Source organism: Streptomyces fulvorobeus, from assembly GCF_013167895.1.
GTDB lineage: Bacteria > Actinomycetota > Actinomycetes > Streptomycetales > Streptomycetaceae > Streptomyces > Streptomyces fulvorobeus.
Map to the genome: position 1 here is coordinate 2650952 of NZ_BLWC01000001.1, position 19230 is coordinate 2670181.

A 19230-nucleotide genomic window follows, 5' to 3' on the forward strand; every position below is an offset into this window, starting at 1 on the left:
CTCCATGGCCCCGGCCGACGGCGAACCACTGAACTGGTCCCCATACCCACGCTGTGAGCGACGGCCGACGCATGGAGGCGGTTCGATGACAACACCCCTGGCTGACTACGCGCAGTTCGCGGACAAGCGGATCGCCATCGTCGAGCACATGCAGAACCACCCATTCGTCCTGGGGCTGCGCCAGGCCCGCGAACACGGCCTGGAGGTGTGGCTGCTGACCGGTGACCGGACCTGGTACACCCACGGCCACGACTGGGAGACCCACCCGATCGCCCAGGTCATCGACCGGGTGATCGACGTGGACACCACCGACCTGGACGCCATCCTCGCCTCGGTGACCGGCGAGGACGGCCGGCCGCTGGTGGACGGGGTGACGTCGTTCTCCGACTACCACACCGTGATCGCCGCACAGGCGGCCCAGCGGCTCGGCCTGCCGGGGCCCGACCCGGAGGCCGTGGAGATCGCCAACGTCAAGGACCGGCTGCGGGTCGCCCTCGGCGACGTACCCTTCAACATCCCGCACGTGCTGGTCAGCGACAAGGACCAGCTGGAGGCGGCGGCGCACAAGCTCGGCTTCCCGATGATCGCCAAGCCCCCGGCGGAGGCGATCAGTTACGGCGTGCGCCGGGTCGACGACATGGCCCAGCTGACCGAGGCGTGGAACGAGCTCTCCGGGATACGCAAGAGCCTGCGCGGCCAGCGGCGCTCCGGGGACGTCCTGCTGGAGACGTACGTCGAGGGCGTCGAGGTCAGCGTCGAGACGATGACCGTGGACGGCTACACCCACGTCTTCGGGGTGACGTCGAAGGACCTGTTCGGCGACCCCGCGTACATCGAGTGCGGGCACACCTTCCCCGTACCGCTCTCCGACGAGTCCCGCGAGGAGCTGTACTCCGTCGTCCGCAAGACGCTGGAAGCCATCGGTTACCGGCACGGTCCCTGCCACACCGAGGCGCGGCACACCGAGTCCGGCTGGCGCATCATCGAGGCCAACCCCCGCACCCCCTCCAGCTGCATGACGATGCTGGTCACCGACGTCACCGGGCGCAGCCCCATCCTGGACGCCTGGCTGCTCACCATCGGCGCGACCCCGGCGATCGAGCCCGTCACGCACTCCGGAGGCGCCGCCGTCCGCATGATCTACCCGGCGAAGCGCGGCACGCTCAAGCGGGTCGACGGGGTGGAGGCCGCCGAGGCGGTGCCCGGCGTCCAGGTCCTGCTGCACGTGGAGAAGGGCGACGCGCTCCTCCAGCGCATGGACAACTCCTCCTGTGTCGGCTTCACCTACTGCAACGGCCCGGACCGGCTGGAGGCGCAGGCGCTCGCCGACAAGGCCGCCTCGTACCTCGACTTCGTCGTCGAGGAGGAGCAGGCGTGAGCCTCCCGCACGACGTGCAGAGCCGGGACGGGGTCCTGGCGGCCCCGGACGCCGCCGCGCTCGTGGGCATGGGCTGGAACGACCTCGCGGGGGTGGAGGACTTCTTCCAGACACCGCGCTGGCTGGCGGTGCAGGAACGCAACTCGGGCACCACGATGGACTTCCTGGTGCGGCAGCGCGACGGGGAGCCGGTCGCCGGGCTCGTCGCGGCCTGGGCGACCGACTCGGTGCCCTGGCTGCTCGCCCGGCCCGACGCGATGCTCACCCGTGCCGCGGAGGAGGACGTGCCGGAGGCGGTGAGCATCCTCGCGGAGGTGGCGGAAGGCGACGCCTCGTCCCTGTTGCCCTCGCTGGTGTGCGGGGGCAGGCACCTGGGCCGCACGCGCATGCTGACCACTCCCGGCGCCCGTCCCGGAGACCTCGCGGCGCTGCTCGACCACGCCGAGGGGCTCGCCGATGAGCGCAAGGCGGCCTCCGTCTGCTTCCCGCACGTGGACGTCCGCGACCTCTCGCTCGTCGAGCTGCTGGAGAGCCGCGGCTACCGCTCCCACACCTCCGCGCACTACGCCTGGCTGCCCATTCCGCCCGGCGGCTGGGAGGAGTTCCTCGCCGGCATGAGCAAGCACCGGCGCCGCCGGGTGCGTCTGGAGCGCCGGGCCCTGGCCGATGCCGGGGTGGAGGTCACCGTCGAGCCGCTGACGCAGGAGCTCGTACCGCGCCTGGGCGAGCTGGACTCCAACCTCCTGAAGAAGTACGGCAACCCGGCCAGCCCGGAGCACTCGGCGGGGCTGCTGTCCTGGATCGCCGACGTGATGGGTGACGACGTCATGGTCTCCGTGGCCAGGCAGAACGGTGTCGTCATCGGCTTCGGCATGGTCCTGCGCTCGCGGGCCCGCGGCGAGGAGCACTGGTTCGGCCACCGCGCCGGCTTCGACTACGAGGCCCAGGGCAAGCTGCCGCTCTACTACGACGTCCTGTACTACCGGGTGCTCGAAGCCGCGGCCGAGGCCGGGGTCTCCGTGCTGCACGCCGGGATCGGCAGCGTCGAGGCGAAGCTGGCGCGCGGCTGCCAGGCCAGTGAGGAACGTTCGTACGTGCTGCGCCTTCCCCGGAAGGACCGAGACCGGAGGACCGCACCCCGATGAGTGCCCGCACCGAACACCCGGCCGCGACGGTTCCCGGCGCCGGCTGGGACGCCGCCGTCGGCGCGATGGTGAACCCCTCCGACCGGCGCGGCGGAACGCTGCGCCTGGTGTCGTCGGCGGACGTGGACTCCCTCGACCCCGCCCGTACGTACTACGTGTGGGTCTGGCTGTTGCAGCGGATGCTGAACCGGACGCTGATGGCCTACCCCACCGACCCCGGGCCCGGCGGGCTCGCCCCCGTGCCGGACCTCGCCGAGAGCCCCGGGGTGGCGAGCGACGGTGCCAGGACGTGGACGTACCGGCTGCGCGAGAACCTGCGCTTCGACGACGGTTCGCCCATCACATCGGACGACGTCCGGTACGCCGTGCAGCGGATCTTCGCGCAGGACGTGCTGCCCGGCGGCCCGACGTACCTCGTGCCCCTCCTGGACGATCCGGCGCGGCCCTACCCGGGGCCGTACCGGAGCAGTGAGCCCCTGGCGTCCGTGGAGACGCCCGACGAGCGCACCATCGTCTTCCGGCTGCGCAGCCCGTTCGCCGACTTCGACCATCTGATGGCCCAGCCCTGCGTGTCCCCCGTCCCCCGGCACGCCGACACCGGCGCCCGGTACGGGGAGGACCCCCGGTGCAGCGGCCCCTACCGGATCGAGGAGCACCGGCCGGGCGCCCATCTGTACCTGGCGCGCAATCCGTACTGGGACCGGGCGACCGACCCGGTGCGGCCCGCCCTGCCCGACCGGGTGGAGCTGACCATCGGGGTCGGGGTCGACGAGCTCGACGACCGGCTGATCGACGGCACCTTCGACATCAACCTCGAAGGGCGCGGCCTCCAGCACGCGGCGCAGCAGCGGGTCACGGCGGACGAGATCCTGCGTAGCCACACGGACAACCCCCGTACGAGCTTCCTGCACTTCGTCTCCCTCCAGCCGCACATCCCGCCGTTCGACAACGTGCACGTGCGCAGGGCGGTGCACTACGCGGCGGACCGGCTGCTGCTCCAGGAGGCCCGCGGCGGCCCGGTCACCGGCGGTGACCTCACCCCGGCGCTGTTCCCGCCCCGGCTCCCCGCCCACCAGGACCTGGACCGCTATCCGGCCGGGCCCGATCTGCGGGGCGACCTCGACAAGGCGCGGGCGGAGCTGGCGGCAGCAGGGCTGCCGGACGGTTTCGACGCGGTGATCGGCACCCAGCGGGGGAAGTTCCGGCTGGTGGCCGACGCGGTCGTCGAGTCGGTGGCCAGGGTCGGCATCCGGCTGACGGTCAAGGAACTCGACGTGGCCAGCTACTTCAGCCTGGGCGCGGGCTCACCGGAGACCATCCGCAAGCACAACCTCGGGCTCGTCGTCACGGACTGGGGCGCGGACTTCCCGACCGAGTACGGGTTCCTCGCGCCACTGGTCGACGGCCGGCAGATCAAGCGGAACGGCGGGAACTGGAACATCGCCGAGCTCGACGCCCCGGAGATCAACGAGCTGATCGACCGGAGCCTGCACACCACCGATCCGGCGGAACGGACCCGGCTGTGGCGGGTGGTGGAGAGACTGGTCATGGAACACGCCGTGATCCTGCCGCTGGTGCACGACAAGACTCTGTCCTTCCGCAATCCCTGGGTCACCAACGTCTACGTCCAGCCGGCGTTCGGGCTCTACGACATCCAGGCCATGGGCCTCGCACCCGCCGCCGACCACCCCGACCGGGAGACCACTCCATGACCGACAGCACACCGGAGCTCCGCTTCATCCCGCTGAGCGCGGACGACGACGACACGGCGGGCCAGTGGCTCCAGCTGATGGCGGAGGCCGCCGACGACGTCCCCGGGTCGGCGCCGCCCTGCCCCGTCGACATGATCGGCTCCCTGCGGTTCGCCCCGCCCGCCACCGCGCTGGAGGACTGGGTCGCCCTGCGGGAGGGGCAGGTCGTCGGCGCCCTGCGGACAGCCCTGCCGAACGGCGCCCCGGTCGCCCGGGTGGACCAGCTCCTCGTCCACCCCAAGCTGCGCAGGCGCGGCATAGGCCGCGCGCTGTTCGGCAAGGCCCGCGAGCTGGCCGCAGGGCACGGGCGCACCGTCCTCGCCGGGATGACCGTCGAGCCGCTGGAGGGCGGCCCGGCGCGCGACCCCGCTCCTTCCGCGTTCGTCGCCTCGCTGGGCGGGGTCGCGGCGGACGGCCCGTCGGGTCTGCACCAGTGGCTCGACCTGCGCCGCCACAACCCGCTGGCCGACGGGGTGCCCGCCCTGCCCGAGGGCTACGGCCTGGTCCGCTGGGGCACGGTCACCCCCGACGCGTACGCCGTGCCGGTCTCGCTCCTCGAGCAGTCGCTCGGCGCCGCCGGGGCGGAGCCCGAGCCCGACCAGGAGGTCGAGACGAGCTACGCCCGCGCCTTCGAGACCATGCGGGTGGGCCGGGGCCGGCGGGCGTACCACACGGGGGTCGTCCACCGGGCGAGCGGGACGCTGGCCGGTTACACCAGCATCTCCAAGACCACCGGCAACCCGGAGTACGCGCTCCAGGGCATGACGGTCGTCCACCGCGCCCACCGCGGCCACCGGCTGGGGCTGCTCCTGAAGCTGTCGAACCTGGAGAACGTACTGCGCCAGGAGCCCGCCGTACGGCTGCTGGAGACGGCGAACGCCGAGGACAACCACTCGATGATCGCCGTCAACAGCGCGATGGGCTTCGTCCCTCAGGACCGCTGGGTGTCCTGGACCTTCCCGACCGGCCCGTCCGCCTGAGCCACGGCCGGCCCCGGCTCCCCGCCGGGGCCGGTCTCCGGTCCGGGGTCCCCGCCGCGGCGGCGCTTCGGCAGGGCGGTCCCCATGCCGGCCAGCACGCCGACGACCACGATCGCGGCCCCGGCCAGTGACAGGGCGCTGGGCACCTCGTCGAGCGCGGGCCAGGCCGCGGCGATCCCGACGACCGGCACGAGCATCGAGTACGGGGCCACGATCCCGGCCTCGTACCGCTTCAGCAGCGCCGTCCAGATGCCCGAGCCCACCACCGAGCCCGCGAGCGCGATGTAGACCAGGGCCACCAGACCGGGCCAGCCCTGCGCGTCGAACGCGCCGCCGAAGGCCCGCCAGCCCGTGCCGGGACCCTCCATGACGGCGGAGAGCGCCAGCAGCGGCAGGGGCGGCACGACCGACATCCACAGCGCGAAGCGCAGCGGGTGGTCGGGCTTGGCCTGCCGGCTGGCGAGGTTGCCGAGCGCCCAGCCGAGCGCCGCGAGCAGGGTCAGGAAGAGCGGCAGCAGCGCCGCGGTCCTGGCCCGGTCCACGGCGATCACCGTGAGCCCCACCACCGCCGCCGCCATCCCGGCGAGCTGCTGCCAGGACAGCCGCTCGTGCAGCAGGACCGCGCCGAGCAGCACCGTCAGCGGGGCCGCCGCCTGCACCACCACCGATGCCTGGCCCGAGGGCATCCCGCTGTCGATGGCGAGGAAGAGCAGCCCGAACTGCACCGCGCCGAAGCCCAGTCCGTACCCCAGCAGCCAGCGCAGCCGCACGTTGGGGCGGGGCACGAACAGGACCACGGGCACCGCGAGGACCAGGAAGCGCAGGGCGGCGAGGAAGAACGGCGGGAAGTGGTCGAGCCCCACCCGCACGGCGAGGAAGTTCAGCCCCCACAGCACCGCGACGAGGACGGCGAGCAGCCGGTCCCTGGTGGTCACTGAGTGGGTTCCTTCTCGCCTTCCAGCAGCCCGGACTCGATGACCTTGGCTCCGAGCCTGCGCAGCAGCTGGCCGTCGCCGATGAGCTTCTGCTCGTCGGCGGCCTGTTGCAGCACCAGGACGTGCGGGGTGCCGCTGTGGTCCTCCAGGAGCCAGCAGAACATCATGACGCCAGGGCAGGAGCCGCCCTTGAAGACGGCCTTGGCCCACTTCTGCCGGTCGACGAGGATGCCGGGGTAGGCGGTGAGGATGGCGTCGACCGTCCCGGTCGCGTCCCGCGCGCCGTCCTGTACGAGTGCTTCGAGGACGCGGAACACGTCGTACGCGCTCATGTGCCAGTCCAGGCCGATCTGGTGGACCGTCTCGCCCAGGTCGGAGCCGCGCACGGTGAGCGGTGCGGCGACCCGGCGCAGCAGTTCCCTGCGGACCGTCTCGTCGCCCTCGGCCCAGAGGCGGCGCAGGCCGTTCGCGCCCCAGCCGATCTCGAAGACCTCGCGGCTGGAGAGGAAGGGCCGCAGCAGGGAGGGGTCGTGGTGACCCGACGCCACCACGGCCCGCTCGACGGCCTCGCGCCCCACCTTGTCGGCGAGGAGGTCGGCGGCCGTGTTGTCGCTCATCGCGATCATCTTGTGCGCCGTCTCGCGGACCGGGACCCGCGTGCCGTCGGGGAGCTCCTGCATGTCGCCGGTGGGCAGACTGCGCAGGTCGGGGCGGGTGACCACCTCGTCGTCCCAGTCGAGCTCGCCGTTGTCGATGGCGTGGATCAGGGCCCGCATCAGATAGAGCTTGTACGCCGAGCCGGTGGGGAGCGCCCGGTGGGCGTCCTTCTCGTGCAGGACGAGGTGCCGGCCCTCCTCGATGCGGACGGCCAGCACCGAGGAGGTGACGCCCTCGATGCGCAGGGCCTCGTCCAGATCGGCCCACTCCCGTATCTCGGGGACGAAGATGTCCGGCTGGAGGTGCAGGATGCGGACGAGCCCGGTCGAGTCGATGATCACGGTGAGCGAGAAGTCCCGCCCGGACGGGTCGGTGAGCACCAGCCAGCCCTTGTGCGCGACCGGCTGGTAGGTCGTCACGGAGAACGGGCCGAGCGCGCGCCACTCCTCCAGGGTCGCGGTGAACCCCCGCGGGTACTTGTCGAGGAAGCCGGGCACCAGGGACGGTGCCATCTCCGCCTCCGAGGGCAGCTCCGGCGCCGTCAGCAGCTCCATCGCCCAGCGGCACGGGCCGGCCAGCGCGGAGTCGTCCTCGGCGAGTTCCCTCTCGGCCGCCGTCCGGACGGATGTGGTGGTACCAGGGACTTCGGTCATCTTCACTCCTTGTCCGGTCAGTTCTCGGTGACCGTGATGGCGCCGCACGGACACAGGTCCGCGCACAGCCGCGCTCCTTCGTGGAGCGCGGGCGGCGGGGTGGGGTCGAGCAGCACCACGGTGCCGGTGTCGGGGTCCTGGCCGAAGATGTCGGGCTCCGTCGCCGCGCACCGGCCCATGGCGCAGCAGGCGGTCGTATCGACGGACACGGTCAGCCGGCCGGGGTCGCTCACCAGGTCACCGGGAGGCTGCCGAGACCGTAACTCGACACCTCGTGACGGAATTCGAGCTCCTCGAACGGCACCGCGAGGCGCACACCGGGCATCCAGCGCAGGACGGCGGCGAGCATCTCCTCGATCTCGGCCTTGGCGAGCCACTGGCCGAGGCACTGGTGGATGCCGTGGCCGAACGCCAGGTGGCGGCGGGCGTCGCGGTGCGGGTCCAGGGTGTCGGGGGACGGGAAGAGCTGCTCGTCGCGGTTGCCCGCGGACAGCGAGAGCACGACGCCCTCGCCGGCCCTGATGACCACGTCACCGAGCTGGACGTCCTCGGTGGCCGCGCGGGCCAGTCCGTTCTGCACGATGGAGTGGAAGCGGAGCAGTTCCTCGACGGCCGCGGGCAGCAGCTCCGGCTCCTCGCGCAGCGCGGTGGCGAGGTTCTTGTCGGTGACCAGGCTCAGCAGGCTGAGACCCGCCTGGCTGGTGGTCGTGCCGTGCCCGGCGACCAGCAGCAGCCGGCACATCGGCACCATCTCGTCGATGTCGAGCGTGCCCTTGCGCACCTGGTCGACGACCAGCCTGCTGATCAGGTCGTCACCGGGTTCGCGGATGCGTGACTCGACGAGCTCGCGCAGGAAGGCGTCCAGCTCGTCCCGGGCGGCGCCCACCTGCTCGGGGTGTAGCCGCGGTCGATCAGGATGGCGCTGCGGTCCTCCATGAGCCCGCGCTCGCCTGCGGGTATGCCGAACATCGCGGCGATGACCCGGGAGGGCACGGGGATCGTCAGATTCGCCACGAGATCGACCGGGCCGCCCTCCGGGCGTTCGGCCGACACCAGTCCCGAAAGAATTTCGTCCAGCATTTCCCGCAGCATCGGCCGCATTTCATCGGCGCGACGCTGAAGGAATTCACGGGTGAGCATGGAACGCAGCCGTGAGTGGTCCGGGTCGTCCATGCGGATGAACGAGGCGGATTTCGGCTGGGCCCGTACCAGCTGGGAGGTGGGCGTCATCATGGGGAAACCGGGGGCGCTGGTCACCGCGGTGAACCGGCGGTCGCCGAGCACGGCCCGCACGTGGGCGTGCGCGGTCACCAGCCACACCTCGCTGCCGTCCCACAGGGTCACCCGGCTCGCCGCGGGTCCCGCCCTCAACTCCGCGAGCTGCGGCGGCGGATCGACCGGGCAGCCCCGGCGCATCGGGTAGGACGGTGCCGCCTTCCCGTTCTGGACCGCTACATCGTCTTGCATCATCTTCCGCCCATCAGTACACCAAGGTCCGCCGACGTGGGATCGCTGTCACAATCTGCCCGATATGGCGGAGCGGCGTCTCCGGCTCCGGCCAACCGCGCATAACAGGTCCGGAGCGCACATAACCCGTGGTGACCACGGGTATTCACGTGCGATGACCGGCCTGATAACGTCACCGATTCCGCGCCCCGGGCGCAGTGAGAAATCCAAGGAAACACCGGCTCGCACACTGGAGGTTACACATGTCCGGAATTCTGCACGGAAAGGTCGCGCTCGTCACCGGGGCCAGCTCCGGAATCGGTGAGGCCACGGCGCGCGCCCTGGCCGCCGAGGGCGCGAAGGTCGCCGTGGCGGCGCGCCGCACGGACCGTCTCGAGGCGCTGCGCGCGGAGCTGGAGGCGGGAGGCGCCACCGTGCTCGTCCTGCCCCTCGACGTCGCCGACGAGCAGGCGGTGCACGCCGCGGTCGCCTCGACCGTGGAGACGCTCGGCTCCCTCGACATCCTCGTGAACAGCGCCGGTCTGATGCTGCTGGGCCCCGTGGAGGGCGCCGACACCACGGACTGGACCCGCATGATGGACGTCAACGTCCTCGGCCTGATGTACATGACGCACGCGGCGCTGCCGCATCTGCTGCGCAGCCGGGGCACGGTCGTCCAGATCTCCTCGATCGCCGCGCGGGTGGTGGGCCGGGGCAGCGCCGCGTACAACGCCAGCAAGTTCGCGGTGAACGGCTTCAGCGAGGGCCTGCGCCAGGAGGTCACCGAGCGCGGGGTCCGGGTCGTGGTCATCGAGCCGGGCACCGTCGAGACCGAGCTGCGCGACCACATCACGCACGCCCCGTCGAAGGCCGCGATCCAGGAGCGGGTGACCAAGATCCGCCAGCTCCAGAGCGCGGACATCGCCCAGGCGGTGCGGTACGCCGTGACGGCGCCGGAGCACGCGACGGTGAACGAGATCTTCATCCGCCCCACCGACCAGGCTTGATCCCGCTCACGCACGCTATGCCGACCCGCCACCGGCTATGCGCGGACCCGGCGGCCGCACCGCTCCACGAAGGCCCGCGCACAGGATGTGAGCGGAAGAGCAACGCGAGGAAGGGCTACAGGAGATGACGACCAGCAAGCCGACGGAGACCGGCAGCGGCTTCGATGCCGGCGTGCACGGTGTGGTCCGGCCGACCAACGCCACAGGGGGCACGCTCCGACTGGTACGCACGGACGACTTCGACTCCCTGGACCCGGGGAACACCTACTACGCGTACACCTGGAATTTCCTGCGGCTCATCGGCCGGACCCTGGTCACCTTCGACACCGCGCCGGGCAAGGCGGGCCAGCGGCTCGTGCCCGACCTCGCGGAGAGCCTGGGCGAGTCGTCGGACGGCGGCCGGACCTGGACGTACCGGCTGCGCGAGGGACTGGTGTACGAGGACGGCTCCCCCGTCACGTCCGGCGACATCAAGTACGCGATCGCCCGGAGCAACTACGGCACCGACGTGCTCGGGGTGGGGCCGACGTACTTCCGTCAGCTGCTCGGCACCGAGTACGGCGGCCCCTGGCGCGAGCCCGACACGGACGGCCCCGTGACGCTGGAGACCCCGGACGACCGCACCCTGGTCTTCCGGCTGCGTGAGCCGTTCGCGGGGATGGACCTGCTGGCGACGATGCCCAGCACCACCCCGGTCCCCCGGCGCCTGGACACCGGCGCGGGATACGCGACGGGCCCGGTCGCGACCGGCCCCTACCGGGTCGCCTCCTACACCCGGGGCAAGCTGGCCGTCCTGGAGCCCAACCCGTACTGGGACAAGGCCACCGACCCGGTCCGTTACCAGCGCGCCAGCCGGATCGAGGTGCTGCTCGGGGTGGAGCCGCACGAGGTCGACCGGATGCTCATCTCCGGCGAGGCCCACATCGACATGGCCGGCTTCGGCGTCCAGCCGCTGGCCCAGGAGCGCATCCTGGCCGATCCGGAGCTGCGGGCCAACGCCGACAACCCGCTGACCGGCTTCACCTGGATCTACTGCCTGTCGAGCAACATCGCGCCGTTCGACAACGTGCACTGCCGCCGTGCCGTGCAGTTCGCCACGGACAAGCTGGCCATGCAGGAGGCGTACGGCGGTTCGGTCGGCGGTGACATCGCCACGACGATCCTCCCGCCCACCATCGACGGGTACGAGCCCTTCGACCGCTACCCGGTCGGGGACGACGGCACCGGCGACCTGGAGGCGGCCCGCGCCGAACTCGCCCTGGCCGGGATGCCTGACGGCTTCAAAACGAAGATCGCCGCCCGCAAGGACCGGCTCAAGGAGTACCGGGCGGCCGAGGCGCTCGCCGCGGGCCTGGCCCGCGTCGGCATCGAGGCCGAGGTGCTGGACTTCCCCTCGGGCGACTACTTCGAGGTCTACGGCGGCTCGCCGTCCTACCTGGCCGAGCACGGCATCGGGATCATCATGTTCGGCTGGGGCGCCGACTTCCCCGACGGCTACGGCTTCCTCCCGCAGATCGTCGACGGCCGGGCCATCAAGGAGCGCGGCAACCAGAACATGGGTGAGCTCGACGACCCCGAGATCAACGACCTGCTGGACCAGGGCGCCACGTGCTCCGACCCGGTCGAACGGGCGCGGATCTGGCAGCGCATCGACCGGCTGACGATGGAGCACGCGGTGATCGTGCCCTATCTCTACCCGCGCTCCCTGCTCTACCGGCACCCGGACGCCCGCAACGTCTTCGTGACGGGGTCGTTCGGCATGTACGACTACGCGGCGCTGGGCGCGGCCGGGGCGGAGGACTGAACACAGGGCTCGTACGCCTGAGCGCTACCGCCGGGCAGCGTGACTCCGCGTGCCCCGCCCTACTTCCCTCACGGGGAGCAGGGCGGGGCCTTCCGCGCGAGGTGGAGTGGGTCACCCGAGGTGCCGTCCGCCTGCGCTTCGGGCACCTGCTCCCGCCCGAAGCCATCCATCCACCGAACAGTTGAGCTTCCGCCTTGCCTCCCGGCGCGGCTGGATGACGCCGGGAGTCAGCCTGCGGCGGGCACCGGCCGGCCGGGGGCGTCCAGCCACCGGGTCCCACGATCTTCGACGGCGCACGGGTACACGCGGACACTCTCGACGCGGCTTGCGCCCTTACGCAGCCCAGCCAGGTCGAGTTGTACGCCCGAGCCTTCGAGCGGCTTTCACGGATCGCCGCACGGGGAGCTGAGGCACGCGCTCCCGTGGCGACTGCCCTGGCGCTGCCGGACTGAGCGTGGACGCTTCCTCTGCCGTGAAGCGGTGTCACGCCTGGTTGCCGAAGGCGGCCAACCCCGGTCGTGACACCGGGCTCGCGTGACCCTGCGCCCCGCCCTCACCCCGCCTGCGTCCACCGGCCCGTCGGTACCGGACGGCCCGGGTGCCGGCGGGCCGCGATGCCCGCTCCGTGGAACTCCCGCTCGAAGACGTCCAGTTGGCGCAGGAACTTTCTGGCAGAGCTGGTCAGGGACGTGCCCCGGGAGCTGCGCAGCAGCAGTCTGGCGCCCAGCCGGAACTCCAGCCGGTGAATCCTGCGGGTCAGGGCGGACTGGCTGATCGAGAGCACCGCTGCGGCCCTGTTGATGCTGCCGTGCTGGGCGACCGCGCGCAGCAGGTGCAGATCCTCCACGTCGAGCTGGCCTGGTTCCACGGGCGGCGAGGGGTCCGCCGCCGGGTGCGCGGCCGGGGCGGCGCCCGCGTCCTGGCGGTCGAGCTGGTCCCCGTACCACTGGGCCCACCAGGGGTCACGCAGCATGTCCTGGTGGTGCTCGGCGAACCGTCCCAGACAGCGGGCCGTGAGCAGGGTGGCCAGGTGTCCGGCCAGCGCGCCCGGCACCACGGCCGGGTCGACGATCAGGGAGCAGGTGCGCCGGGGGCGCTCGACGACGGAACGGCGTACCAGGTTCGGGGTGTGCAGCGCCGGGCCCGTGGGCGAGCCCAGACCCACGACGTCGCCGCGGTGCAGCATGCCCCGGACGACCGAGGCCGTGGCCACCTGGAGGCGGGCCGGCTTGGGCAGCCCCGCGGTGTGGAAGACCCGCTCGACCAGCACCTCGGAGCCGGGGCCCGCCTCGCTCACCCAGTTCTCCTCCAGCAGGTCGGCCAGGGAGAGCGCTTCCCGGTCGGCGAGCGGATGGCCGGACGGCAGGGTGACCCACAGCGCGTCGTCGAGCACGTCGTAGACCCGTACCGCCCGGTCGACCGAGGCGTGCGGGGCGTCGAACCCCCAGGTGTGCACGGCGTCCACGGAGAAGTCGGCCAGCTGCCGCAGCGCCCCGTGCGGGGTGTCGTGGCTGATGGACAGCAGCACCCCCAGGGTGGCCGACGCGTCCTCGACGACGTCTTCGAGGAGCGGTTCGGCCGAGGCGATCGACAGCACGTCAGGGGCGTCCAGCGCCTCCGGTCCCGCGCCGAATATCTCCGTACGCGCCGCCAGGTCGACCTGGCGGAAGAAGCGGCGCCCGGCCACCAGGAGCCGGGAACCGGCCGCGGTGAGCTGCGTGGAGTGGCAGCCGCGCCTGGTCAGCGCCAGGTCCATGTCCTTGTCGAGCCGGTCCAGCCTGCGCTCGACCGATGCCTGGCGCAGCCCGAGCCTCCGGGCCACCTCCGCGAGGTCTCCGCATCCCGCCACCGTGTCCAGAAGCCGCAGGTCCGCACGGGAAAAGGGGAACTGCGCCGGCGGAACCGGAACAGAGGCCAAAGCTCGCTCAAAAGGCACCGTGGACATCCTTTTTGGTGGAGACCGACCGGCGCGGGGGGCCGGCTTCGGCATCAGAGTTCGGGGCGCGTCACTCCCACCTGTCTCCGCCCTCTCTCCGGTCCCTCCTCGGATATCCGTACGAGAGCGCGCGGAGAGCGGCGACCGTCACGGTTCTCGGGACCTGCCCAATGCTGAACGACCAGGAGACCCATGTCCCGCGTATCGACCGGCCCCAAGAACGAACCGACAGCTGCCCACGCACTGCTGACCCGGCTGCACGAGCACGGTGTGGACAAGGTCTTCGGCGTCGTCGGCCGCGAGGCCGCCTCGATCCTCTTCGACGAGGTCGAGGGGATCGAGTTCGTGCTCACCCGGCACGAGTTCACCGCCGGTGTCGCCGCCGACGTGCTCGCCCGTATCAGCGGCCGCCCCCAGGCGTGCTGGGCAACGCTCGGCCCCGGCATGACGAACCTGTCCACGGGTATCGCCACGTCGATGCTGGACCGCTCACCGGTCATCGCGCTGGCCGCCCAGTCCGAGTCCCACGACATCTTCCCCAACGACACCCACCAGTGCCTCGACCTGGTCGCCATCGCCAAGCCGATGACGAAGTACGCGGTGGAGCTGGAGCGCCCGAGCGAGATCACCGACCTGGTGGACTCCGCCGTGTCGGCGGCCATGACCGAGCCGGTCGGCCCGTCGTTCATCTCGCTCCCGGTCGACCTGCTGGGCTCCAGCGAGGGCATCACCCTGGGCGACAACCCGCCGGCCCACACCCCGGCCAAGCCCACCGGCATGGTCGCCGCCGACTGGAAGAGCGCCGCCGACGAGGCCATCGAGCTGCTGCGCGGTGCCAAGCACCCGGTCCTGGCCGTCGGTGCCGCGGCCATCCGCTCCGGCGCCGTGGACGCCATCCGCGCCCTGGCCGAGCGGCTGAACATCCCGGTCATCACGACGTACATCGCCAAGGGCATCCTGCCCCACGAGCACGAGCTCAACTACGGCGCCGTCACCGGCTACATGGACGGCATCCTCGGCTTCCCGGCCCTGGAGACCCTGTTCGCCCCGGTGGACGTCGTCCTCACCGTCGGCTACGACTACGCCGAGGACCTGCGGCCCTCGATGTGGGCGCGCGGCCAGGAGAAGAAGACCGTCCGCATCTCCCCGACGCCGAACCCGATCCCCCGGGTGTACCGCCCCACGATCGACGTCGTCACCGACGTGCTGGACTTCGTCGAGTACGTCGACGCGGCCACCGCCGACCTCGCCGCGAAGGACCGGCACGACATCGCCCCGCTGCGCGCGCGGATCGCGGAGTTCCTCGCCGACCCCAGCGAGTACGAGGACGGCATGCGGGTCCACCAGGTCATGGACTCCATGAACGAGGTCATGGCCGAGACGGCGGGCCCCGGTCGCGGCACGATCGTCTCCGACATCGGCTTCTTCCGTCACTACGGCGTGCTGTTCGCCCGCGCCGACCAGCCGTTCGGCTTCCTCACCTCGGCCGGCTGCTCCAGCTTCGGCTACGGCATCCCGGCGGCCATCGGCGCCCAGATGGCCCGGCCCGGCGAGCCCACCTTCCTCATCGCGGGCGACGGCGGCTTCCACTCCAACAGCGCCGACCTGGAGACGATCGCCCGCCTCAACCTGCCGATCGTCACGGTCGTCGTGAACAACGACACCAACGGTCTGATCGAGCTCTACCAGAACCTCGGCCACCGCCGCAGCCACAACCCGGCGGTCAAGTTCGGCAGCGTCGACTTCGTCGCGCTCGCCGAGGCGAACGGTGTCGAAGCCACCCGCGCGACCTCGCGCGAGGAGCTCCTCGGCGCGCTGCGCAAGGGAGCCGAGCTGGGCCGCCCCTTCCTCATCGAAGTACCGGTCAACTATGACTTCACGACCGGTGGCTTCGGGGCACTGAGCATCTGATCATGTCAGTGCAGGAGTCTCCTGCCGCCTACGGATTCCTGGTCTCCGCCCAGCTGGACGGAGACCGGGTCCTCGGTGCGGCCCACGCGACCCAGGGCACCAGCACCAGCTTCCGGGAACGTCTGCGGACGCAGACCGTCACCGCGACACTGGTCCACGCCCCCGCCACCTCCCCGAGCAGGCGCTCGCACGGGAGGCCGACATCGCCGTACTGGTCGTCGGTGAGATCTACAACCGGGACGACCTCCGCTCCGTCCTGCCGTCCGCGGACACCGTGACCGGCGACGCGGACCTGCTGCTCCAGCTGTTCCACCGGTACGGCATCCACGCGTTCCGCCTCGTCAACGGCCGGTACGCCGCCACCGTCGCCACCGGGCAGTGCGTCTACCTGGCGACCGACCACGCGGGCTCCGTCCCGCTGTACATCCGGCCGGGCCGCGGCGAGGTCTTCGCCTCCACCGAAGCCAAGACGCTGGCCAGGCACGGTGGGCCCATGGGCCTGCCGGTGCCGTCCGCCCGTCGCGTACGGCGTCTCGCCGGGGTCTACCAGGTCCCGGCCGGCACGGTGCTGGCGATCGACCTCAAGACCGGCACCACCGACGCCCACCGCACGTGGGCTCCGGCGCTCTCCCGTCGCATCGTCGACGAGGACGAGGCGGTCCAGTCGCTGCGCGAGGTCCTGGACACCGCGGTCCGCTCACGGCTCGGCCAGGACGGGCCTCCGCTCGTCGTGCTCTCCGGCGGCATCGACTCCTCGGGGGTCGCGGCGCTCGCGCACCGGGCGGCCGGCGCCCTGGACACCGTGTCGATGGGGACCGAGACGTCGGACGAGTTCCCGCAGGCCCGCGTGGTGGCCGAGCACCTCGGCTCGCACCACCGCGAACTGACCCTGCAGACCTCGGACCTGCTGGCCCGGCTGCCGCACACCATCTGGGCCGCGGAGTCGCTGGACCCGGACATCATCGAGTACCTGCTGCCCCTGAACTCCCTCTACGGGACGCTCAAGGGACCGCAGCGCCGCATCCTCACCGGGTACGGGGCCGACATCCCGCTCGCGGGCATGCACCGCGAGGACCGGCTGCCGGACCTGGACTCGGCGGTGGCCTACGACATGGAGACCTTCGACGGGCTCAACGAGATGTCGCCGGTGCTGTCGACGATGTACGGGCACTGGACCACGCACCCGTACTGGGACCGCGAGGTCCTCGACCACCTGGTCTCCCTGGAGGCCGGGCTCAAGCGCCGCTACGGGCGGGACAAGTGGGTCCTGCGGGCCGCGATGGCGGAGCTGCTGCCGCACGAGACCGTCACCCGGCCCAAGCTCGGTGTGCACGAGGGTTCCGGCACCACCTCCGCCTTCAGCCTGATCCTCACGGAGCACGGCGTACCGGAGGAGTCCGTGCCCAGCGCCAAGCGCCAGGTCGTGCAGGAGCTGTTCGACCGCACGGTCGTCAACGGCGAGCACCCGGACCACGTCTCCACGTGGGACGTGGTCGGTGAGGTGGCGGACCAGCTCAAGGAGCGCCGTACCGTGCCGTCCGCGCGACGGCCCGTGGGCTCCCCGCAACTGCACGCGGCGCCCGCCCCCGGTCTCCAGCCGGCTCCGGAAGGGGACTGAACCAGTGCAGCGCATCGATTCGCACGTCTCACCCCGTTACGCACAGATCCCCACCTTCATGCGGCTCCCGCACGACACGGAGCCGAGCGGCTACGACGTGGTGGTCATCGGCGCCCCCTACGACGGCGGCACCAGCTACCGTCCGGGGGCCCGTTTCGGCCCGCGCGCCATCCGCAACGAGTCGGGCCTCATCCACGGGGTGGGGATCGACCGGGGCCCGGGGACCTTCGATCTCATCCGGTGCGCGGACGCCGGGGACATCGACCTGACGCCGTTCAACATGCACATCGCCATGGAGACGGCCGAGCAGCACCTCAAGGCGGTGCTGGCGGACAACGCGGCGTTCCTGATGCTCGGCGGCGACCACTCGCTGACCCTCGCGGCGCTGCGGGCGGTCGCCGACCAGCACGGGCCGGTGGCGGTGGTGCACCTGGACGCGCACTCCGACACCAACCCGGCTTTCTACGGAGGCGAGTTCCACCACGGAACCCCCTTCCGCCACGCCATCGACGAGAAGATCATCGACCCGTCGGCGATGGTCCAGATCGGTATCCGCGGCCACAACCCGAAGCCGGACTCGCTCGACTACGCCCGCGGGCACGGCGTGCGGGTCGTCACCGCCGACGAGTTCGCCGACCACCCCGTGGCGCGGACGGCCGACCTCATCCGCGAGCGGGTCGGCAAGCGGCCCGTGTACGTCTCCGTGGACATCGACGTACTCGACCCGGCGTTCGCGCCGGGCACCGGCACCCCGGCCCCGGGCGGCCTGACCTCCCGCGAGGTCCTCTCGCTGCTGCGCTGCGTCGGGGACCTCAAGCCGGTCGGCTTCGACGTCATGGAGGTCTCCCCGCTCTACGACCACGCGGGGATCACCTCCGTCCTGGCCACCGAGATCGGCGCGGAACTGCTCTACCAGTACGCCCGCGCCCATCGCACCAGAAGCGAAGGAGACAACGCACCATGACCGATACGATCATCGACTGCACCCGTGACAGTGACCAGCTCCGGGCGCTCGCCGCCAAGCTGCCCCAGGTCCCGCGCACCGACCTGTACGCCTTCCTGGACGCCGCGAAGCAGCACTCCTCCGACCTGCCCGAGCACCTTGGCTCCGCACTCGACGCGTTCAACGCCAACGGCAACGAGGACGGCTATCTGCTGCTGCGCGGGCTTCCGGTGGACCAGGGCGACGCCCTGCCGCCGACCCCGACCAGCACCCCCGCCCCGGTGGACCGCGGGCTGCTCACCATGGAGGCGATGCTCGCCATGGTCGGGCGCAGGCTCGGACTCCACACCGGCTACCAGGAGCTCCGCTCGGGCACCGTCTACCACGACGTGTACCCGTCGCCCGGCGCCCACCACCTGTCGTCGGAGACCTCCGAGACGCTGCTGGAGTTCCACACGGAGATGGCCTACCACGTCCTCCAGCCGAACTACGTGATGCTCGCCTGCTCCCGCGCCGACCACGAGCGCAAGGCGAAGACGCTCGTCGGTTCGATCCGCAAGGCGCTGCCGCTGCTCTCGGACGAGGTGCGCGCGCACCTCTTCGACCGCAAGATGCCGTGCTGCGTGGACGTGGCCTTCCGCGGCGGGGTGGAGGACCCGGGAGCGATCGCCCAGGTCAAGCCGCTGTACGGCGACGAGAAGGACCCGCTGCTCGGATACGACCGTGAGCTCCTCGCCCCCGAGGACCCCGCGGACAAGGAAGCCGTTGCGGCGCTGTCCCAGGCTCTCGACGACGTGACCGAGGCGGTCAGCCTGATCCCCGGCGACCTGCTGATCATCGACAACTTCCGTACGACACACGCCCGTACGCCGTTCTCGCCGCGGTGGGACGGCAAGGACCGGTGGCTGCACCGCAACTACATCCGCACCGACCGCAACGGCCAGCTCTCCGGCGGAGAGCGGGCAGGCGATGTGATCTCGTTCAGCCCGCGCCGCTGACCGGTTCCCCCACGGGAGTGGGCCGGCCCCCCTTCCCCGGGGGGCCGGCCTTCGCCACTTCCCGAGCA

The 19230-nt window shown here is 71.5% G+C and carries 15 protein-coding genes and 2 pseudogenes; 11 read left to right on the forward strand and 6 right to left on the reverse strand.

Annotation, left to right across the window (positions count from 1 at the left end):
• The first annotated feature begins 85 nt into the window (after positions 1 to 85).
• From Sfulv_RS11920 to Sfulv_RS11935, 4 genes are read left to right on the forward strand one after another with little or no spacing between them, the layout of a single operon-like run.
• Entirely contained in the window at positions 86 to 1378 is a 1293-nt protein-coding gene (locus Sfulv_RS11920; RefSeq protein WP_173313671.1) for an ATP-grasp domain-containing protein, read from the forward strand.
• The gene (locus tag Sfulv_RS11925) at positions 1375 to 2523 is read left to right on the forward strand and encodes a GNAT family N-acetyltransferase (RefSeq protein WP_256668886.1); all 1149 of its coding nucleotides are present in this window, start codon (positions 1375 to 1377) and stop codon (positions 2521 to 2523) included. Before Sfulv_RS11920 ends, Sfulv_RS11925 begins: the two co-directional genes overlap by 4 nt.
• A complete protein-coding gene (locus Sfulv_RS11930; protein WP_173313672.1) occupies positions 2520 to 4235 on the forward strand; it encodes an ABC transporter substrate-binding protein in 1716 nt (571 codons plus the stop codon). Before Sfulv_RS11925 ends, Sfulv_RS11930 begins: the two co-directional genes overlap by 4 nt.
• Positions 4232 to 5254, forward strand: a complete 1023-nt coding sequence (locus Sfulv_RS11935; RefSeq protein WP_173313673.1) for a GNAT family N-acetyltransferase — start codon at positions 4232 to 4234, stop codon at positions 5252 to 5254. The genes Sfulv_RS11930 and Sfulv_RS11935 overlap by 4 nt, the downstream gene beginning before the upstream one ends.
• Here Sfulv_RS11935 and Sfulv_RS11940 read toward each other — a convergent pair.
• The 5 genes from Sfulv_RS11940 to Sfulv_RS30290 are packed head-to-tail and all read right to left on the reverse strand — an operon-like array spanning position 5206 to position 8915.
• Positions 5206 to 6189: an EamA family transporter gene (locus tag Sfulv_RS11940; RefSeq protein WP_173313674.1), complete on the reverse strand. Its 984-nt coding sequence runs from the start codon at positions 6187 to 6189 to the stop codon at positions 5206 to 5208. The two genes, Sfulv_RS11935 and Sfulv_RS11940, sit on opposite strands and share 49 nt — an antisense overlap.
• On the reverse strand, positions 6186 to 7499 hold the full coding sequence (locus Sfulv_RS11945) for a serine hydrolase (protein WP_173313675.1): 1314 nt from the start codon (positions 7497 to 7499) through the stop codon (positions 6186 to 6188). The genes Sfulv_RS11940 and Sfulv_RS11945 overlap by 4 nt, the downstream gene beginning before the upstream one ends.
• A 17-nt stretch (positions 7500 to 7516) precedes the next feature.
• Entirely contained in the window at positions 7517 to 7732 is a 216-nt protein-coding gene (locus Sfulv_RS11950; RefSeq protein WP_173313676.1) for a ferredoxin, read from the reverse strand.
• Entirely contained in the window at positions 7729 to 8385 is a 657-nt protein-coding gene (locus tag Sfulv_RS30285; protein ID WP_256668887.1) for a cytochrome P450, read from the reverse strand. Before Sfulv_RS30285 ends, Sfulv_RS11950 begins: the two co-directional genes overlap by 4 nt.
• A complete protein-coding gene (locus tag Sfulv_RS30290) occupies positions 8304 to 8915 on the reverse strand; it encodes a cytochrome P450 family protein (RefSeq protein ID WP_256668888.1) in 612 nt (203 codons plus the stop codon). Before Sfulv_RS30290 ends, Sfulv_RS30285 begins: the two co-directional genes overlap by 82 nt.
• Positions 8916 to 9208: 293 nt before the next feature.
• On the opposite strand from Sfulv_RS30290, the gene Sfulv_RS11960 reads away from it, so the two are divergent.
• The 3 genes and pseudogenes from Sfulv_RS11960 to Sfulv_RS30295 form a co-directional block, all read left to right on the forward strand.
• Positions 9209 to 9952, forward strand: coding sequence for an SDR family oxidoreductase (locus Sfulv_RS11960; protein WP_173313677.1), 744 nt, complete (start codon positions 9209 to 9211; stop codon positions 9950 to 9952).
• Between the two features lie 124 nt (positions 9953 to 10076).
• Positions 10077 to 11756, forward strand: coding sequence for an ABC transporter substrate-binding protein (locus tag Sfulv_RS11965; RefSeq protein WP_173313678.1), 1680 nt, complete (start codon positions 10077 to 10079; stop codon positions 11754 to 11756).
• A 269-nt stretch (positions 11757 to 12025) separates the two neighbouring features.
• Positions 12026 to 12208, forward strand: a pseudogene (locus Sfulv_RS30295) (transcriptional regulator); the annotation flags it as partial.
• A gap of 101 nt (positions 12209 to 12309) precedes the next feature.
• Here the strand turns inward: Sfulv_RS30295 and Sfulv_RS11970 are convergent.
• On the reverse strand, positions 12310 to 13578 hold the full coding sequence (locus Sfulv_RS11970) for a LysR family transcriptional regulator (RefSeq protein ID WP_371874660.1): 1269 nt from the start codon (positions 13576 to 13578) through the stop codon (positions 12310 to 12312).
• Positions 13579 to 13884: 306 nt separating this feature from the next.
• Here Sfulv_RS11970 and Sfulv_RS11975 point away from each other — a divergent pair, with 306 nt between their 5' ends.
• The 4 genes and pseudogenes from Sfulv_RS11975 (at position 13885) to cs1 (ending at position 19162) form a co-directional block, all read left to right on the forward strand.
• On the forward strand, positions 13885 to 15603 hold the full coding sequence (locus tag Sfulv_RS11975) for a thiamine pyrophosphate-binding protein (RefSeq protein ID WP_173313680.1): 1719 nt from the start codon (positions 13885 to 13887) through the stop codon (positions 15601 to 15603).
• 2 nt (positions 15604 to 15605) lie between these two features.
• Positions 15606 to 17116, forward strand: a pseudogene (locus Sfulv_RS11980) (asparagine synthase-related protein); the annotation flags it as partial.
• A 109-nt stretch (positions 17117 to 17225) separates the two neighbouring features.
• Positions 17226 to 18185, forward strand: a complete 960-nt coding sequence (gene speB, locus Sfulv_RS11985) for an agmatinase (RefSeq protein ID WP_173313681.1) — start codon at positions 17226 to 17228, stop codon at positions 18183 to 18185.
• Positions 18182 to 19162 (forward strand): clavaminate synthase Cs1, encoded by a 981-nt coding sequence (cs1, locus tag Sfulv_RS11990; RefSeq protein WP_173313682.1) that lies wholly within the window; start codon positions 18182 to 18184, stop codon positions 19160 to 19162. Before speB ends, cs1 begins: the two co-directional genes overlap by 4 nt.
• The last annotated feature ends 68 nt before the right edge of the window (positions 19163 to 19230 follow it).